Annotated in this window: 17 protein-coding genes; 8 read left to right on the top strand and 9 right to left on the bottom strand. The window is 59.8% G+C overall.

Features of this window, described 5'->3' with window-relative positions:
• Positions 1-98 precede the first annotated feature (98 nt).
• On the bottom strand, positions 99-1172 hold the full coding sequence (locus tag HBN68_RS17915; protein ID WP_094994729.1) for an AI-2E family transporter: 1074 nt from the start codon (positions 1170-1172) through the stop codon (positions 99-101).
• 33 nt (positions 1173-1205) lie between these two features.
• Positions 1206-2231, bottom strand: a complete 1026-nt coding sequence (locus HBN68_RS17920; RefSeq protein WP_094994728.1) for a DUF2066 domain-containing protein — start codon at positions 2229-2231, stop codon at positions 1206-1208.
• A gap of 383 nt (positions 2232-2614) precedes the next feature.
• Here HBN68_RS17920 and purM point away from each other — a divergent pair, with 383 nt between their 5' ends.
• The 4 genes from purM to HBN68_RS17940 all read left to right on the top strand — a co-directional run bounded on the left by purM (position 2615) and on the right by HBN68_RS17940 (position 5496).
• On the top strand, positions 2615-3673 hold the full coding sequence (gene purM / locus HBN68_RS17925) for a phosphoribosylformylglycinamidine cyclo-ligase (RefSeq protein ID WP_047276389.1): 1059 nt from the start codon (positions 2615-2617) through the stop codon (positions 3671-3673).
• Positions 3673-4323, top strand: coding sequence for a phosphoribosylglycinamide formyltransferase (gene purN / locus HBN68_RS17930; protein ID WP_094994727.1), 651 nt, complete (start codon positions 3673-3675; stop codon positions 4321-4323). Before purM ends, purN begins: the two co-directional genes overlap by 1 nt.
• Positions 4324-4331: 8 nt before the next feature.
• Positions 4332-5051, top strand: a complete 720-nt coding sequence (locus HBN68_RS17935; RefSeq protein ID WP_169965537.1) for a DUF3108 domain-containing protein — start codon at positions 4332-4334, stop codon at positions 5049-5051.
• A gap of 262 nt (positions 5052-5313) precedes the next feature.
• The gene (locus HBN68_RS17940; RefSeq protein ID WP_169965539.1) at positions 5314-5496 is read left to right on the top strand and encodes a hypothetical protein; all 183 of its coding nucleotides are present in this window, start codon (positions 5314-5316) and stop codon (positions 5494-5496) included.
• A gap of 75 nt (positions 5497-5571) precedes the next feature.
• On the opposite strand, the gene HBN68_RS17945 is transcribed toward HBN68_RS17940, so the two are convergent.
• The 7 genes from HBN68_RS17945 to HBN68_RS17975 all read right to left on the bottom strand — a co-directional run bounded on the left by HBN68_RS17945 (position 5572) and on the right by HBN68_RS17975 (position 13918).
• The gene (locus tag HBN68_RS17945; protein ID WP_047276399.1) at positions 5572-6117 is read right to left on the bottom strand and encodes a DUF2058 domain-containing protein; all 546 of its coding nucleotides are present in this window, start codon (positions 6115-6117) and stop codon (positions 5572-5574) included.
• Between the two features lie 22 nt (positions 6118-6139).
• On the bottom strand, positions 6140-6973 hold the full coding sequence (mazG, locus tag HBN68_RS17950) for a nucleoside triphosphate pyrophosphohydrolase (protein ID WP_169965541.1): 834 nt from the start codon (positions 6971-6973) through the stop codon (positions 6140-6142).
• Positions 6974-7063: 90 nt separating this feature from the next.
• Positions 7064-9316 (bottom strand): GTP diphosphokinase, encoded by a 2253-nt coding sequence (gene relA, locus HBN68_RS17955; RefSeq protein WP_094994723.1) that lies wholly within the window; start codon positions 9314-9316, stop codon positions 7064-7066.
• A 120-nt stretch (positions 9317-9436) separates the two neighbouring features.
• Positions 9437-10789, bottom strand: coding sequence for a 23S rRNA (uracil(1939)-C(5))-methyltransferase RlmD (gene rlmD / locus HBN68_RS17960; protein ID WP_169965543.1), 1353 nt, complete (start codon positions 10787-10789; stop codon positions 9437-9439).
• Entirely contained in the window at positions 10789-11691 is a 903-nt protein-coding gene (gene cysM / locus HBN68_RS17965) for a cysteine synthase CysM (RefSeq protein WP_169965545.1), read from the bottom strand. The genes rlmD and cysM overlap by 1 nt, the downstream gene beginning before the upstream one ends.
• 141 nt (positions 11692-11832) lie before the next feature.
• Complete coding sequence (locus tag HBN68_RS17970; RefSeq protein ID WP_169965547.1) at positions 11833-13200, bottom strand: sensor histidine kinase; 1368 nt, start codon at positions 13198-13200, stop codon at positions 11833-11835.
• Positions 13190-13918, bottom strand: coding sequence for a response regulator transcription factor (locus tag HBN68_RS17975; protein ID WP_169965549.1), 729 nt, complete (start codon positions 13916-13918; stop codon positions 13190-13192). Before HBN68_RS17975 ends, HBN68_RS17970 begins: the two co-directional genes overlap by 11 nt.
• Before the next feature lie 214 nt (positions 13919-14132).
• Here HBN68_RS17975 and HBN68_RS17980 point away from each other — a divergent pair, with 214 nt between their 5' ends.
• From HBN68_RS17980 to HBN68_RS17995, 4 genes are read left to right on the top strand one after another with little or no spacing between them, the layout of a single operon-like run.
• The gene (locus HBN68_RS17980) at positions 14133-16892 is read left to right on the top strand and encodes a response regulator (protein WP_169965551.1); all 2760 of its coding nucleotides are present in this window, start codon (positions 14133-14135) and stop codon (positions 16890-16892) included.
• A gap of 31 nt (positions 16893-16923) precedes the next feature.
• Positions 16924-17913, top strand: coding sequence for a 2-hydroxyacid dehydrogenase (locus HBN68_RS17985; RefSeq protein ID WP_094994717.1), 990 nt, complete (start codon positions 16924-16926; stop codon positions 17911-17913).
• Positions 17914-17973: 60 nt separating this feature from the next.
• On the top strand, positions 17974-18411 hold the full coding sequence (locus HBN68_RS17990) for a hypothetical protein (RefSeq protein WP_169965553.1): 438 nt from the start codon (positions 17974-17976) through the stop codon (positions 18409-18411).
• The gene (locus tag HBN68_RS17995) at positions 18408-18812 is read left to right on the top strand and encodes an META domain-containing protein (RefSeq protein WP_169965555.1); all 405 of its coding nucleotides are present in this window, start codon (positions 18408-18410) and stop codon (positions 18810-18812) included. Before HBN68_RS17990 ends, HBN68_RS17995 begins: the two co-directional genes overlap by 4 nt.
• The last annotated feature ends 28 nt before the right edge of the window (positions 18813-18840 follow it).

Below are 18840 nucleotides of genomic sequence, written 5' to 3' on the forward strand. Positions count from 1 at the left end.
ATTATTTGAGTTTTTTCCAATTCCAACGGGCCATGCGGTGCAACAAAAAAGGCAGGCCCGTCAAACGACCGGCCTGCCTTTTTCTCACATGACGAGACCTATAACTCCGGGTCTTCCTCGCCTTTGTACACCTGCGACTCCTTGTACATGTCCTGCACATGGCGGACCAGCACCATGATCACGGCGGCGACCGGCAAAGCCAGCAACACCCCGGTAAACCCAAACAGTTCACCCCCGGCCAAAATCGCAAAAATCACGGCCACCGGGTGCATACCGATTTTGTCACCCACCAGTAAAGGCGTGAGCACCGTACCTTCCAACGCCTGGCCGACCATGAACACCGCCACGATCCCGAGCATCGGGTACAGATCACCACCAAACTGGAACAGCCCGGCAGTTAATGCCGCGCCAATGCCGATGATGAACCCCATGTACGGCACGATGGCCGCGATACCCGCCATCAAGCCGATCAACAACCCCAGCTCCAGCCCGACCAGCATCAGGCCTGCGGAATAAATCACCCCGAGCGCAAGCATTACCAACAACTGCCCACGCACAAACGCGCCGAGTACGTCATGGCACTCTTTGGCCAGCGAAACGATTTGTTCTTCGCGGTCGCGCGGCAGCAAGCCACGGATCTTGGCCAGCATGATGTCCCAGTCGCGCAGCAGGTAGAAAGCCACCACCGGGATCAACACCAGGTTGGCCAAAAAGCCGATCAGCGCCAGGCTGGACGCCGTGGCCTGCGACAGCACCACCCCGACGATATCGGACGCCTGCCCCATATGCTCAGTGATAGCGGCCTTGATCTTGTCGAACTTCCAGAAGCCGTCGCTCAGGCCGAATTTGCTTTGCGCCCACGGCACCGCCGTGTGCTGCAACCAGTCCAGCACTTGGGGCGCCAGTTGATAGAGCTTCATCAACTGCTTGGCCAGCAAGGGCACCAGAATCAGCACCAGCCCCGTTACGATCACCGTGAACAGCGCAAACACGGTCACGACGCCCCAGGTTCTGGAGAAGCCGAACTTCTCCAGACGGTCCACCACAGGATCGAACATGTACGCCAGTACGATAGCAACCAGAAACGGCGTGAGTATCGGATGCAAGAAATACACAAACAGGGCGAACACCAGCGCCATGCCCCACCATACCCATCGCCGCGAATCCGTCATCAAGCGTCCATCCTTTATATAGAAGAGAAAAACCTACCAGCGAAAGCGTAGCTGCGCGGCAGGCGTAGCGGGCGTCTGACCCGCCTCAGTCACCGGCGCGCTTTCACTCGTCGGGATTTCCTGCAAATGCGCCAGCCCTAATTGAGAGCGCAACTGCTCGGCGCTGCCATTGACCTGATACACGCTACGGTCGCCGTCCATGCGCACGAGTTGCCCACCAAACGGTTCAAGCAAACGCCCCAGCGAGGCATAACGCTCTAGGGTCATGCCTTGCACTTCCAGCAACTGCTCAGTGGAAACGCCCGGCTTGACCACGTAACGCGGCGCCAGGCGCTCACTCACGGCCAGCATCACCGCATCGGCCAGTGCCGCCTGATCCGCCGCCTGCGCGCTGCCCTGCTCTTGTTGATCACCCAGCCACATGCGCCATTTAGCTTGCCACTGGCCGCCCTCTTCACGGGCATGTACCGCCAGCAACGCATCGGCGCCATAACGCTCGGATGCTTCACGCAACGGGGCAGGATTGGAGCCTTCAATATTGTCGACCGTGCCGACCAGTTGCTCACTCAAGTCAGCCAGCGGCAAACGCAAGGGCAAACCCCTGTGTTGCGCTGCACGGCGCAGGGGTTCGGCGGCCGACTGCCCGTCACCTACCAGGCTTGAGCCTTCAACCGAGTCGCTCAGCCACCAGCTCAACAACGCCGGGCGATTGCTGCCCCACAACGACAGGCCCGCCTGCCGCAACGCACGTTCGGTGCTCACAGGATCGAAATCCACTTGCAGGCTTTCGGGCGGCCCGGCGTCATATCCGTATTGACGAATGATTTGCTGGGGGTCTTTGCGCACCGGCTCCAGACCAGGATTTTGCAGCGCCTTGGCATCGCCAGTCAGGCGGATCACCAGTGTTTCCAATGCTTTTTGCGTGGCTTGGGTGCGTTCTTCGGGAGACTGACTGCTCACCGGCTCACGCACTTGATACAAATTGGTCAGAATTTCGGCATGGCTCGCCAGACTGAAAAAGGACAAACAGCCTGCGGCTAAAAGGTGATGAAAACGCATGAAATATTCCTGACGACAAAAAAGCAGTCTTGAAAGACCCGATAAATCCACTGCTGCAGGTTTCAGACAGGGCGCAAGCCAAATCATTCACCGCGGCGGCAGCGTTTTCACACGGTCATAAAAAATCAAAAGTGAACCCGTATACCTTATACAGGCCTGCCCGCAGCGGCCAGTACGACTAAAAAAGGTTTTTTTCGCGCTATATAACCCTGCCCGTCGGCCCGAGGATGGCCGCTGCCCTTCAAGCCTGATAAAATCGCGCGCCTTCGCAGACCGGCGACAGCCGGGCACCCGGCAAATGCTTCATTCACAGCGATGAGCACTTGCCAGCGGGCCCTCTGAGATCGGTCGACCTCCCCGAATCCCCCCTAAAGGCCTGGATTATGAGCAAGCAACCATCCCTGAGCTACAAAGACGCCGGTGTAGACATCGACGCCGGTGAAGCATTGGTCGAACGCATCAAGAGCGTGGCCAAGCGCACTGCACGCCCGGAAGTGATGGGCGGCCTCGGCGGTTTTGGCGCCCTCTGCGAAATTCCTGCCGGTTACAAGCAGCCTGTTTTGGTCTCCGGCACCGACGGCGTTGGCACCAAGCTGCGTCTGGCCCTGAACCTGAACAAACACGACAGCATCGGCATCGACCTGGTGGCCATGTGCGTGAACGACCTGATCGTGTGCGGCGCCGAGCCACTGTTCTTCCTCGATTACTACGCCACCGGCAAACTCAACGTTGAAACCGCGACCCAGGTGGTAACCGGTATCGGCGCAGGTTGCGAGCTGTCCGGCTGCTCGCTGGTAGGCGGCGAAACCGCTGAAATGCCAGGCATGTACGAAGGCGAAGACTACGACCTGGCAGGTTTCTGCGTTGGCGTGGTCGAAAAATCCGAAATCATCGACGGCTCCAAAGTGGCTGCCGGTGACGCCCTGCTCGCCCTGCCGTCTTCAGGCCCGCACTCCAACGGTTACTCGCTGATCCGCAAGATTATCGAAGTGTCCGGTGCAGACATCGAAAACATCCAGCTCGACGGCAAGCCGCTGACCGACCTGCTGATGGCCCCGACCCGCATCTACGTCAAGCCGCTGCTCAAGCTGATCAAGGAAACCGGCGTGGTCAAGGCCATGGCGCACATCACCGGCGGTGGCCTGCTCGACAACATTCCGCGCGTGCTGCCTAAAGGCGCCCAAGCCGTGGTGGACGTGGCCAGCTGGCAGCGCCCTGCGGTATTCGACTGGCTGCAGGAACAAGGCAACGTGGCCGAAACCGAAATGCACCGCGTACTGAACTGCGGCGTCGGCATGGTGATCTGCGTGGCTCAGGCTGACGTAGAAACCGCTCTGAACGTGCTGCGTGAAGCCGGTGAACAGCCTTGGGTCATCGGCCAGATCGCAACCGCCGCAGAAGGCGCTGCGCAAGTCGAGCTACAAAACCTCAAGGCACACTGATGCCTGACACGTGTGATGTAGTGGTGCTGCTTTCCGGCACAGGCAGCAACTTGCAGGCCTTGATCGACAGCGATGACATCAAGGCTAGCCCGGCCACCCTGCGCGCGGTGATTTCCAACCGCGCTGACGCACCGGGCCTGCAACGCGCCAAGAACGCGGGGATCGACACCCGCGTTCTGGATCACAAAGCATTCGAGGGCCGCGAGGCCTTCGATGCTGCACTGATCGAAATCATCGACACTTTCAATCCGCACCTGGTGGTACTGGCCGGCTTCATGCGCATACTCAGCGCTGACTTCGTGCGCCATTATCAGGGGCGCCTGCTGAATATCCATCCGTCTTTATTGCCCAAACACAAAGGCCTGCACACGCATCAACGTGCACTGGAAGCGCAGGATCGTGAGCATGGTTGCAGCGTGCACTTCGTAACCGAGGAACTCGATGGCGGCCCTCTGGTCGTACAGGCAGTGCTACCTGTCGAGCCTGAAGACACGCCAAGCAGTCTGGCGCAACGGGTTCACGCCCAGGAGCACCGGATTTACCCCCTTGCAGTGCGCTGGTTTGCCGAGGGCCGCTTGTCTCTCGACGAACAAGGTGCATTATTGGACGGTCAATTACTCCCGGCCAGCGGCCACCAGATACAAATCTAGGAGATTTTATGCGTCGTGCCCTGCTCCTTGCCCTTAGCCTGCTAGCCATCCCAGCAGTGCAAGCGGCCGATCTTCAGCCTTTCACGGCCAGCTACACCGCCGACTGGAAACAGTTGCCGATGAGCGGCTCCGCGGAACGCAGCCTGGTCAAAGATAAAGAAAAAGACAACGTCTGGACCTTGAACTTCAAGGCCTCGATGCTGGTAGCGAGCCTGAGCGAAATAAGCAAACTCAAGCTGGAAAAAGACCAGCCGGTTCCTCTGAGCTATCACTTCGAACGGGGAGGCTTGGGTAAAGTCAAAAATGTAGACCTGAACTTCAACTGGAAGGACATGACGGTTACCGGGACCGACAACAAGACGCCTGTGACGGTAAAACTGCTGACCGGCATGCTCGACAAGTCGACCTACCAACTGGCCCTGCAGCGCGACGTACTGGCCGGCAAAAAGTCGATGAGCTACCAGGTGGTTGATGGCGACGAAGTAGACACTTACGACTTCCGCGTAATCGGCCCCGAAGTAGTCACCACCAAAGCCGGTAAAATCAACGCCATCAAGGTTGAGCGCGTGCGCGATCCAGCCCAGAACAAGCGCATCACCGAAATGTGGTTCGCCAAGCAATGGGATGGCCTGCTGGTAGCCTTGCGTCAGGTCGAAAAAGACGGCAAGGAATACAACATCATGCTGCTCGACGGCACGGTGGACGGCAAGACAGTCAAAGGCGAATGAGCCGCGACTGACAGTGCCAGACAAAAAACCTCGCTCCGGCGAGGTTTTTTTTGACCCTGAAACCCCGGCAAAGATGAAACTTTTGTCATAAAACTTTCGGTTACTGACGCAAACACCCCGCTACACAAGGGCTGCATGGTGTTGTGCATTTTCTGGCACATGACAGCACCCCCATCAGCCATTTACTTAGCAAGCTAACAAACTCTATAAAGAAGATCTGCGACGACTTGCCGCATACCCCATCAGAATTTGGAGCAAACAGATGACGATTAAAGTAACTGAGCGCGACGATTCACGTATGTTCCACCAACTCGTGGCCCACGGTGTTCACCTGTGGGATGTTCACCAGGAAGACGTATTGGTCGGTATGTTCCACCGCGAAAGCGACGCCCAGGACTACAAGGCCGAGCTGGAAAAGCTGGAAGCGCAACAGCGCCGGTCCTGAAGCATTGATACGACCCTCTTGAAAACAACAAACCCCGCCGAAGCGGGGTTTGTTTTGACAGCCATGAAGGCGTGCTTACCACATCAGATCATCTGGGATCTGGTACGCCGCATACGGATCGTCTTCTTCAGGTGTTTTCGGCTCAACCAGAATGTTGAGCTGCACGATCCGGCGCGGGTCGCGCTCCTGAATTTTCAATGCCGCTTCACGCGGGATAACTTCGTAGCCACCCTGATGCTGCACGATCGCCAGCGAGCCATTGGCCAGCTTGTTGCGCATCAGCGTGTTGACCGACAGGCGCTTGACCTTCTTGTCGTCCACGAAGTTGTAGTAGTCCTCAGTGCTGAGCTTGGGCAAGCGCGAAACTTCGATTAATTGCTTGATCTGAGCGGCACGGGCCTTTTGTTCAGCCTTCTCCTGTTGCTGACGGTTCAGCTCCTGGTCGCGCTTGATCTTCTCGGCTTTGGCTTCGGCCGCCAGGCGCTGCTGAGTGTCATCCAGCTCGATCTGGCCTTTATGGGCCAGACGCTGCTGCTTCTGCTTTTCTTTACCGGCCTGCTTGGCCTGTTTCTCGTTGACCAGTCCGGCTTTGAGCAACTGGTCGCGTAGGGAAATGCTCATCTACTTACTCACTTAGGCAAACTCAGCCGCAGCTGGGTAAATTCTTTTCCTGGCGCTTGGCTTCACCCCAGAGGGCGTCCAGGTCTTCAAGGGTGCAATCTTCAATGGGTCGCAGGGTATCGCGCAATGCCTGCTCGATAAACCTGAAACGCCTGTCAAATTTGGCATTTGCCCCACGCAAGGCCGTTTCAGGGTCAACTTTCAGGTGTCGCGCCAGATTCACCACGGAAAACAGCAGGTCACCGACCTCGTCTTGGATGGCAGTCGAGTCGTTGTCCGCCATGGCTTCCAGCACTTCGTCGAGTTCTTCACGCACCTTGTCCAGCACCGGCAGGGCCGCAGGCCAGTCGAAGCCTACCTGAGCGGCGCGCTTCTGCAATTTGGCGGCCCGCGATAAGGCGGGCAACGCCACGGGCACGTCATCGAGCAAAGACAACTGATGGGGCGCCGACGCTTTTTCGGCCCGTTCTTGAGCCTTGATTTCATCCCAACGCTGCTTGACCTGTTCTTCGCTCAGGCGCGGCACGTCCAGCGGGGCATACAGATCGCCCGTCGGAAATACATGGGGATGGCGACGGATGAGCTTGCGGGTGATGCTGTCAATGACCCCGGCAAATTCAAAGCGCCCTTCTTCACGGGCTAACTGGCTGTAATAAACCACTTGAAACAACAAGTCGCCCAACTCGCCTTGCAAGTGCTCGAAGTCGCCCTGCTCGATGGCGTCCGCGACTTCATACGCCTCTTCAAGGGTGTAAGGCACGATCGTGCGGTAGGTTTGCTTGATGTCCCACGGGCAGCCGTACTGCGGGTCACGCAGCCGGGCCATGAGGTGAAGCAAATCGTCGAGGTTGTACATCACGGATCTCTTCTACAAAACGCTATGAGCAGGGCCGCACGCAACGCCAGTTACCCGCCTCCAGTGGCTGAAAGCGGGGTTCCTCAGACCTTATCGCGGCTCACTGCGCCCGATACGCCGGGTTTCAATGATGTTGGGCAGTTGCGAGATTTTTCCCAACAGACGCCCCAGCGAATCGAGCCCCGGAATCTCGATGGTCAAGGACATCAGCGCGGTGTTGTCCTCTTTGTTCGAGCGGGTGTTGACCGCCAATACGTTGATCCGCTCGTTGAGCAGCACTTGCGACACGTCACGCAGCAACCCGGAACGATCGTACGCCCGAATCTCGATATCCACCGGGTAGGTGGAGACCGGGATCGGCCCCCAGTTGACCTGAATCATCCGCTCCGGCTCACGACTGCCCAGTTGCAGCACCGAAGCGCAATCCTGACGGTGAATACTCACGCCACGCCCCTGGGTGATGTACCCGACGATGGCATCGCCGGGCAGCGGCTGACAGCAACCGGCCATTTGCGTCAGCAGGTTACCCACGCCTTCGATCTGGATGTCGCCGCGTTTGCCCGGCTTGTAGCCTGTGGCCTTGCGTGGAATCAGCTCCATCTGCTCGTTGCCGCGTTCGGGCTCGACCATTTGCTGCGCAAGATTGATCAACTGCGCCAGACGCAAGTCGCCCGCGCCCAGTGCCGCGTACATGTCCTCGGCGGTTTTCATGTTGGCCTTGTCGGCCAGCTTCTCGTAATCCACCGCAGGCAGGCCCAAGCGGCCCAGCTCGCGCTCAAGCAGGGTTTTACCCGCAGCCACGTTCTGGTCACGCGCCTGCAACTTGAACCAGTGCACAATTTTGGCCCGCGCCCGCGACGTGGTGATGTAACCCAGGTTCGGGTTAAGCCAGTCGCGGCTCGGAGTGCCGTGCTTGCTGGTGATAATCTCGACCTGCTCACCCGTTTGCAGGCTGTAGTTGAGCGGCACGATACGCCCGTTGATCTTGGCGCCACGGCAGTTATGGCCGATTTCGGTGTGCACCCGATACGCGAAGTCCAGCGGTGTCGCACCCTTGGGCAAATCGATGGCATGCCCGTCCGGGGTGAAGATATAGACACGGTCCGGTTCGATATCGACCCGCAACTGCTCGGCCAGCCCGCCGATATCGCCCAGCTCCTCGTGCCATTCCAGTACTTGGCGCAGCCACGAGATTTTCTCTTCGTACTGGTTGGAGCCCGCCTTGACGTCAGTGCCCTTGTACCGCCAATGCGCGCACACGCCGAGTTCGGCCTCTTCGTGCATGGCGTGGGTGCGGATCTGCACCTCAAGCACCTTGCCCTCCGGCCCGATCACGGCGGTATGCAGCGAGCGGTAGCCGTTCTCTTTCGGGTTGGCGATGTAATCGTCGAATTCTTTCGGGATATGACGCCACAAGGTGTGGACGATGCCCAGCGCGGTGTAGCAATCGCGCATTTCGGGCACCAGCACCCGCACGGCACGCACGTCATAGATCTGGCTGAAGGCCAGACCCTTGCGCTGCATTTTGCGCCAGATGGAATAGATGTGTTTTGCCCGGCCGCTGATGTCAGCATCAACCCCGGTGGCTTCCAGCTCCGTACGTAACTGATTCATGACCTCGGAGATGAAACGCTCGCGATCGAGACGACGCTCATGCAGCAAAGTCGCGATCTGCTTGTACTGCTCAGGCTCAAGGTAACGGAAGGACAAGTCCTCCAGCTCCCACTTGATATGGCCAATGCCCAAGCGGTGCGCCAATGGCGCGTAAATATCGAACACCTCGCGTGCGACGCGATTACGTTTTTCATCCGGGGCGTTTTTGACGGCGCGAATGGCGCAGGTGCGCTCGGCCAGCTTGATGAGCGCGACGCGCACGTCATCGACCATGGCCACCAGCATTTTGCGCAGGTTCTCGACTTGGCCCTGGGTGCCCAGCACCATCGACTGACGCGGGCTCAGGCTGGCGCTGATCGCGGCCATGCGCAGTACGCCATCAATCAACTTGGCCACCACTTGGCCGAACCGCTGAGTAACGGCGGGGAGCTGAATCTGGCCTTCACGCACGCCGCGATAGAGAATCGCCGCGACCAGCGAATCCTGATCCAGTTTCAGATCCGCGAGAATTTCAGCGATTTCAAGCCCGGTGCGAAAGCTCGAGGTGCCTTCGGTCCACAGGTTTTTCGCGGCGTTCGCTTGCTGTTCGGCCTCGCGTGCAAACTCACAGGCTTCTTTCAAGGCTTCACGGTCCAGCGCGACATCCACACTCACGGCATGATCAAGCCATGCCTCGAGGTTGAGACTGCCGTCGGTGTTGATCGGCTGGTGTGCTCTGACCTGTACCATCTTGCTTACCTTCCCTACGGCGCACATTCAATGCGCCGAAATCACCGGCCCGAATCCCGATTCCACGCCACTGGGCCAAGTCGCGTGGAACTGCGGGCCCGTAGAAATAGACAGACCGTCCTAGTCTGCTTCAAATAACGCCATTGCCTCGACATGCGCGGTTTGCGGAAACATATCGAGGATTCCGGCACGTTTTAACCGATAACCCTGTTTCATCAGTTCAACCGTGTCACGCGCCAGCGTAGCCGGGTTGCACGACACATACACCAAGCGTTTGGCCCCAAGGGCAGACAGCTTGCGCACCGCTTCATAGGCACCGTCACGCGGCGGATCCAGCAGCACAGCAGAAAAACCGTCGTTGGCCCACGCTGCTTGCGCCAGCGGCTGCGACAGATCGGCCTGAAAAAACGCTGCATTATGCAGGTTGTTACTGACCGCGTTTTGCTCAGCGCGTTCGACCATAGTCGCAACCCCCTCAACCGCCACCACGTGGCGGACCTGTTTGGCCAACGGCAACGCGAAGTTACCCAGCCCGCAAAACAAGTCAAGAACCCGCTCGTCGGTTTGAGGCGCCAGCCACTCCAGCGCCTGAGCCACCATGGCTTCGTTGACCCCCGCGTTGACCTGTACAAAGTCGCCGGGACGGTAGGCCAGTTGCAAATCCCATTGTTCTAAACGGTAGCCCAAGGTTTGGGTCAAATCGACAGGTTGCGGCTCACCTTCGCCATGCAACCACAATTGGGCACCGTGGGTCAGGCAAAACGCCTGCAACACCTGCATGTCGGATGCGGTGAGCGGTGACATGTGGCGCAGCAGCACGGCAATGGCCGAACCGCTGAACAGCTCGACATGGCCCAACGCCCGAGGGTTGCTCAACTGGCGCAACATGGCAGGCAGCCCGGCCATAATAGGTTGCAAAGCCTGTACCAGAACCAAACAGTGATCGATGGCCACAATGTCCTGACTGCCCGCCGCACGAAAACCGACCTCCAGCAGTTTGGCACGCGCATCCCAACGCACCGCTATGCGGGCGCGGCGGCGATAGCCAAACTCGGGACCGGTCAAGGGCGCTGCCCACTCGTCAGGTTCGACTCCCGCCACCCGCGACAACTGCTCGGCCAACATGCGCTGTTTCAGTGCAAGCTGCTCCTCATGGGGCATATGTTGCACGCTGCAGCCACCACAGCGCCCGGCGTGGGCGCAAGGGGCGACGCGACGCACATCATTGGCTGTGAAGACGCGTTCGGTGCGGGCCTCAACGATTTTACCGTGGGCGCCCAGCACCCGCGCCTCAACCTCTTCGCCGGCCAGTGCCCCGGCCACGAACCAGGTACGCCCGTCGATGAACGCGATGCCGCGCCCATCGTTGGCCAGACGCTCAATGCGCAAACGCTGCTTTTTGCCCGTGGGCACTTGCGGGGCCTTGGTGCCGCCAGCTGGCTGAAACCGCAGGCCTCTTTCTTGCTTAGCCATCAGTTAGGCGCATCGTAAATGCCGGTCGACAGGTAACGGTCGCCACGGTCACAAATGATCGCGACGATCACCGCGTTTTCCACCTCTCGGGACAACCGCAGCATCGCGGCCACTGCACCGCCAGAAGAGACACCACAGAAGATGCCTTCTTCATGGGCCAGACGACGCATCACGTCTTCGGCTTCGCGCTGAGCCATGTCGACAATCCGGTCGACCCGGTCAGCCTGATAAATCTTCGGCAGGTACTCGGTCGGCCAACGGCGAATGCCGGGGATGGCTGCGCCTTCCATCGGTTGCAGGCCAATGATCTGGACGTTGGGGTTTTGTTCTTTCAAATAGCGCGACACGCCCATGATGGTGCCGGTGGTGCCCATCGAGCTGACAAAGTGGGTGACGGTGCCTTGGGTCTGATGCCAGATCTCCGGGCCGGTGCTGGTGTAGTGCGCTTCAGGGTTATCGCCGTTGGCAAACTGATCGAGCACCTTGCCACGACCTTCGGCCTGCAGCTTATCGGCCAGATCGCGTGCACCTTCCATGCCGTCTTCCTGGGACACCAGAATCAGCTCCGCGCCATAGGCCGTCATGGCCGCCTTACGCTCGGCACTGGAGTTGTCAGGCATGATCAGGATCATCTTGTAGCCTTTGATCGCAGCGGCCATGGCCAGTGCGATGCCGGTATTGCCGGACGTGGCTTCAATCAGGGTGTCGCCGGGCTGGATCTGGCCGCGCGCTTCGGCGCGGGCAATCATCGACAGCGCCGGGCGGTCTTTGACCGAGCCCGCCGGGTTATTCCCTTCGAGCTTGAGCAATAAGGTATTGGTGGTGTCGCCGGCCAGGCGCTGCAAGCGCACCAGCGGCGTGTTGCCGACGCAGTCGGCGATAGTGGGGTACTGCAAAGTCATGGCGTATTCGCAATCCGGACTGCGGGGGCGCACATCATACCGACAAACGCCAATTGGCCATATCACGCAAAGTACGGAGCTTATGGCGAAAGGCTATAAGCCCACATGACGAATGCGGTGTCATCGCTGTCGGACAGCGATTTACAGGCGGTGCGGCAAGTGGCAGGGCAAGCGCAGGTGCACCCGCAAACCCTGCCCCGTGTTTTCTGCCCATAAGCTGCCGCCTTGCAGTCGCAATGCATTGCGCGCAATGCTCAAGCCCAATCCAAAACCGCCATCGCCGGGTCGCGAACCATCGAGCCGGATAAACGGCGCAAAGATGCGCTCCAGCTCTTGCGGCGCCACACCGCCCCCCTGATCGTCGATCCACAAATGCCACTGGTCGCCTTCACGCAGGCCACTGAGGCTGACTAGCCCTGCGGGCGGGGAATGCCGAATGGCATTGCGCAGGATGTTTTCCAGAGCTTGCGCCAGGCTGTTGAGATGCCCGTGTACCCAGCACTCGGCGCCCACAAAACATGGCAGGCGCGATTCAGGCCAGCCGCTTTCAAAGCAGGCGTTTTCGCTGATCATTTCCCACAGCGCCTGGACCTGAATCGCTTCCACCGGCAGTGGTCCGCGCTCAGCGTCGAGCCAGGCCAGTTGCAGGGTGTCTTCCACCAAACGCTGCATGCCATCGACTTCGCGGCTCAAACGCTCGCGCAACGCGGCTTGGCCCTGCTCGCTGTCGCACGCCACGCGTAAACGGCTCAACGGTGTACTCAGCTCGTGGGACAGGTCACGCAGCAACTGCTGCTGTTGGCTGACGGTGTTTTGTAATCGCTCCGACATTTGATCGAACGCACGCCCCAAATCACCCAACTCATCCTGCCGGCTGGTGGTCTGGCTCGACAGGCGTGCACCCAATTGGTCGGCGCGCCAGGCGTGAGCCTGCTCTCGCAGTTGATTGAGCGGCACGATCAGCAAGCGATAAAGGCCTGCACACAGCAATAAGGTGAACAGCCCCGGAATCACACCGTTAATGATGATGCGCCAGACGAGCTGCGAATGCCCCGGCATGAAACGCTGCGGCAGCTCAATGACTAAAAAACCCGTGGAGGAGTCCCGCACAAACGGCACTTTCATCCACGGGCGGGCGTTTTTCAAATGGCTGATGGGCCAGTCCACCCCGCGCAGAAAGGTCAGGCGCTGATTTTCAAGCGCATTGAGCGGGTAACTGCTTAGCGACTGCAAATCCTGCCCGATGACGCCGATCCAGCCACTTTCCACGTGCCCCATCGCTTGCAGCCATTGATCGACACCCGCCTCTCCAGCGTGCTCCCAGGCGGTTTGCGCCTCACCGGCATACCGCATCAGCGTGCTGCGGGCTTCCTGAGAGAGAAATCCGGTGCGTTTGTCCATGTAGCGGCCCCACGACCAGCTCAGCCAGATCATCAGCAAGCAAAAAGCCACCAGCAGACACGCCAGCTTCCAGAACACCGAGTGTTTGCCGGGGACCTTATAAGGCATCGCTGGCACTCAGCACGTAACCTTTGCCCCACACCGTGCGCACTTCCCGGGCGTGATAACCGACGCTCTTGAGCTTGCGGCGAATCTGGCTGATGTGCATGTCGAGGCTGCGATCGTGGGGGGCGTAGCCGCGTTGCAGCACATGCTGGTACAGAAAGGCTTTGCTCAGCACTTCATCGGCATGGCGATTAAGGGTGTCGAGCAGGCGAAATTCGCTGCGGGTCAGGCCTGCGTACTGCGCGCCATGGCGCACGTCGCTGGCAGCGTCATCGAAGACCAGCCCGGTTTCAAGGTCGACCGGCAGTGACACCGCACTGGCACGGGGCGTGCGGTCCAGCGCCACCCGCCGCAAGATGGCTTCGATACGCACTTTCAGTTCGGCCATGCTGAACGGTTTGGGCAGGTAGTCATCGGCGCCCAACTGAAACCCGTTGATGCGGTCTGCTTCGGCGCCCAGGGCCGACATCAGAATGACCGGTAATGCATGGGTCTGGCGCAACTGCGTAAGCACCTCCAAGCCATTCATACCGGGCAGCAAAATGTCCATCAGCACCACGTCAAAGGGCTGCTGTTGCGCAAGGCTCAAACCGTCCTGGCCGTTCTGACACCAGACCACGTCAAACCCGGCGCGCTGCAACTGCTCCTGCAGGTAAGCGCCCAACACGGGATCGTCTTCGATGGTCAACAGGCGGTAAGGATTAATCAGGGCGGGAGTCATTAGCGTCTGCAAGTCATTCTCAATCGCTGATTATTCAAGATTGAACCGACGCGGGCAACCGGCACGACGCTGACTGTCGACTGATGTCGATCAACACCACGCTCCACAGGGTAAATTTCTGCACGTCGGGCACGGGGCAAATCGCTACACTGCCAGGCAAACCTGCGCCGGATGCGCCGGGCAAGATCAGAAAAACGTGGAGCTGGAGAATTGCGTGCTTAAAAATCTGGGAATCAAAGGCCGCGTATTGCTGCTCACGTTACTGCCCGTCACCTTGATGGCGATGGTGCTGGGCGGCTACTTCACCTGGGTGCAACAGTCAGAGTTGCAGTCCCAACTGTTGCAGCGCGGCGAAATGATTGCCGAGCAGCTCGCTCCACTGGTCGCACCCGCACTCGGCCGCCACGACACCGCCCTGCTGGCGCGCATCGCCACCGAGTCCCTGGAGCAACAGGATGTGCGGGCCGTGTCGTTCCTCGACGCCAATCACAAAACCCTCGCCCACGCTGGCCCGATCATGCTCAATCAGGCGCCGTTGGGTAACAGCACACAATTGCTGCAACGTACCGACAACGACGCCACACGCTATTTGCTCCCGGTCTTTGGTCGTCATCGCAACCTGGCGGGCGACGTGATTCCCAACGAAGCCCATCGACTGCTGGGCTGGGTCGAGCTTGAACTGTCCCACAGCAACATGTTGCTGCGTGGCTATCGCAGCTTGTTTGCCAGTTTGCTGCTGATCGCCAGCGGGCTGGCGTTCACCGCCTTGCTGGCCTTGCGCATGAGCCGCACGATCAATGCGCCGTTGGGGCAGATCAAGCAGGCCGTCGCGCAACTCAAGGACGGGCGACTGGAAACCCGCCTGCCACCGTTGGGCAGTCATGAGCTGGACGAACTGGCTTCGGGCATCAACCGCATGGCCGAAACCCTGCAGAACGCGCAGGAAGAACTGCAAAACAGCGTCGATCAGGCCACCGAAGACGTGCGCCAGAACCTTGAGACCATCGAAATCCAGAACCTTGAGCTGGACCTGGCGCGCAAGGAGGCACTGGAAGCCAGCCGCATCAAGTCCGAGTTTCTGGCCAACATGAGCCACGAAATCCGCACCCCGCTCAATGGCATTCTGGGCTTCACCCATTTGCTGCAAAAAAGCGAGCTGACCCCGCGCCAGTTCGATTACCTGCACACCATCGAAAAATCGGCCGACAACCTGCTGGGCATCATTAACGAAATCCTCGACTTCTCGAAAATCGAAGCCGGCAAGCTGGTGCTCGACAGCACCCCGTTCAACCTGCGTGATTTGTTGCAAGACACGCTGACCATCCTCGCCCCGTCCGCCCACGAGAAGGGTCTGGAGCTGGTCAGCCTGGTGTACCGCGACACCCCCCTGTCGTTGATTGGCGACCCGCTGCGGCTCAAACAAATCCTCACCAATCTGGTCAACAACGCGATCAAGTTCACCCGCGAAGGCACCATCGCCGTGCGCGCCATGCTCGAAGACGAGGATGAGGACGACGGCAGCGTGCAACTGCGCATCAGCGTTCAAGACACTGGCATCGGCCTGACCAGTGAAGATGTGCGGGCGCTGTTTCAGGCCTTCAGCCAGGCAGACAACTCGCTGTCGCGCCAGCCCGGCGGGACGGGGCTGGGCCTGGTCATTTCCAAGCGCCTGGTGGAGCAGATGGGCGGTGAAATCGGGGTCGAGAGCACGCCCGGCGAAGGGTCGGTGTTCTGGATCAGTGTCAAGCTGCCCAAAGCCCGGGACGACGTGGAAGACCTGCCGAGTGCGCCGCTGCTGGGCCGTCGCGTGGCATTGCTGGAAAAACATGACCTGGCCTGCCAGGCCTTGCAGCATCAGCTCGAAGACTGCGGGCTGGACGTCACGCCCTTCAATACCCTCGAAAACCTGTGCAACGGTGTGACCAGTGCCCATCACACCGAACAGGCCTTCGATCTGGCGGTGTTTGGCGTCACCGCCTCGGATTTGCCGCCGGAACGGCTGAATCAGCACATCTGGGACCTCGACCGCATGGGCTGCAAGGTGCTGGTGCTGTGCCCCACCACTGAACAGCAGTTATTTGCCGCAGCGGTGCCCAACTCCCATGAGCAGTTGCAATCCAAACCCTTCTGTACCCGCAAGTTACGTCGCACGCTGGCGGAGCTGGTCCAGCCCCGTCACACCCGCAGCGAGCGTGGCGAGTTACTGGCCAGCCGCGCCCCGCGAATCCTGTGTGTCGACGACAACCCGGCCAACCTGCTGCTGGTGCAAACCCTGCTCGAAGACATGGGCGCCAATGTCACAGCTGTGGACAGCGGCTATGCGGCAATTGATGCGGTCAAGGCCCACGCCTTCGATTTGGTGCTGATGGATGTGCAAATGCCGGGCATGGACGGCCGCGAAACCACTGAGTTGATTCGCCAATGGGAAAGCGAGCGCCAGTCCACCCCGCTACCCATTGTGGCGCTCACTGCCCACGCCATGGCCAACGAGAAACGGGCCCTGCTGCAAAGCGGTATGGACGACTACCTGACCAAACCCATCAGCGAACGCCAACTGGGCCAAGTGGTGTTGAAGTGGACCGGGCTAGCGCTGATCAACCAGGTCAGCGATCACCCTCAAGAGCCGCCGACCACTGACACACACCTTCAGGTGCTGGATCACGAGGAAGGCCTGCGTCTGGCGGCGGGTAAGCCGGATTTGGCCGCTGACATGCTGGCCATGCTGCTGGCCTCGCTGGAGTCCGACCGCGAAGCGATCCGTCAGGCCCGTCAAGCCAACGACAACAGCGCCCTGATCGAACGGGTTCACCGCTTGCATGGCGCCACCCGCTACTGCGGCGTACCGCAATTGCGCGCCGCCTGCCAGCGTACCGAAACACTGCTCAAGCAACAGAGCTCCAACGCGTACGCTGCACTGGACGAGCTGGATCACGCGATTGTCCGGCTCGCCACTGAAGCCCGCAGCGCCGCTTGATACCTTCTGCACTTAACCCAGGAAGACTCCCATGCGCATCCTTCTGTTCAGCAGCCAGACCTACGACCGCGACAGCTTCACCGCTGCCGCGCAACACGACGACCTTGAGCTGCACTTCCAGCCCGCGCGCCTGAACCTCGATACCGTGGCCCTGGCCCATGACTACGACGTGGTCTGCCCATTCATCAATGACGATTTGAGCGCCCCGGTGCTGGAGCAACTGGCCCTCGGCAAAACACGCCTGATCGCCCTGCGTTCGGCCGGTTACAACCATGTCGACCTGCCTGCCGCCAAGCGTCTGGGCCTAAGCGTGGTGCGCGTACCGGCGTATTCGCCACATGCCGTGGCCGAGCATGCAGTGGCGCTGATTCTGGCACTCAACCGTCGCCTGCACCGCGCCTACAACCGCACCCGCGAGGGCGACTTCACCCTGCATGGCCTGACCGGCTTTGATGTGGTGGGTAAAACGGTGGGCGTGGTCGGCACCGGGCAAATTGGCGCCACCTTCGGCAAAATCATGGCCGGCTTCGGTTGTAAGCTGCTGTGTTTCGACCCTTACCCAAACCCGGATCTACTGGCCCTGGGCGCCGAATACGTAAGCCTGCCCGAATTGATCGCGGGCTCACACATCATCAGCCTGCATTGCCCGCTGACCGCAGAAAACAAGCACATGATCAACAGCGAGAGCCTCGCCACCCTGCAACACGGCGCCATGCTGATCAACACCGGGCGCGGTGCACTGGTGCATACGCCGTCCCTGATCGAAGCCCTGAAAAGCGGGCAACTCGGGTACTTGGGGCTGGACGTGTATGAAGAAGAAGCCCAGCTGTTTTTTGAAGACCGTTCCGACCTGCCATTGCAAGACGATGTGCTGGCACGCCTGCTGACCTTCCCCAACGTCATCATCACGGCGCATCAGGCATTTCTGACCCACGAAGCCCTTAGCGCGATTGCCGGCACCACGCTGGACAACATCGCGGCCTGGAAAGCCGGATCGCCCCACAACCTGATCGAAGGTTAAGCGCCCACGCCTCGAGGTTTGGAGTCTGCGTGCTAGCATAGCGGCCTATTTGGAGGACCCATGGTCGAACACGATTTCCGCTACAACCTGCTTAGCCCGCAGCACACCCTGATCGAATGCCGCGCCCTGATGCCCGGCCGCTATCAAGTCACCGGCAACGGTGGCTCGATTCAGAACAATGACGTGCTGCTGGTCACCCTCAAGGGCAGTAAAGACCTGGCCATGCGCCTGACCGTCGAAAAAGTTCGTCACTTGATCAACCCTCGCGGCCAATGGGTGGCCGTCGCCCAAGGCCCGGTGTTTGGCGAACTGGCGGTTCACACCTGGCAGGTCAACTGCGACGGCTGCGCCAAAGAACTGAAGTTTGAATTCGCCGTTGACGCGAAGCTGGGCGTCAAGGCGCAAAAACCGGCCGCCAGCGCGCGCATTGCCGAGTTGGGCTGGCGCACCGAAGGCAGCAAGCACCTGTGCCCAACATGCCAAAAGGAAGCTGCATGAAGCGTTTGACCCTGATTGCCCTGCTGGGCGCCAGCCTGATGGGCTGCGCGGGTGACCCGGTGAAATTGCAGCAGAACCACACGTACGTACTGGAGTGGATCGGCGACCGCCCGCTGATCGACAACAGCCACCTGACCGTGACCCTGGACGATGCGGGCCGCGCCTATGGCAGCGGCGGTTGCAACCACTGGTTCGCGCCCTACACGCTGGACGGCCACACGCTGACCTTCGGCGGCGTCGGCAGCACCCGCAAAGCATGCGCGCCAGCACTGATGGAGCAGGAGCACCGCTTCTTCGAAGCGCTGCAAACCGTGGAACGCTGGGATATCTCGCCCATTGAGCAAGTGCGCTTCTGGCCTGCCGAAGGCAAGCCGTTACGCCTGTGGCCCGAAGAAAGCTGATCGCGCCTCATCGGTAGCCGCAGCCCAA

The organism is Pseudomonas sp. WS 5078 (assembly GCF_012985745.1).
In the GTDB taxonomy this organism is placed as follows: Bacteria; Pseudomonadota; Gammaproteobacteria; order Pseudomonadales; family Pseudomonadaceae; genus Aquipseudomonas; species Aquipseudomonas lundensis_A.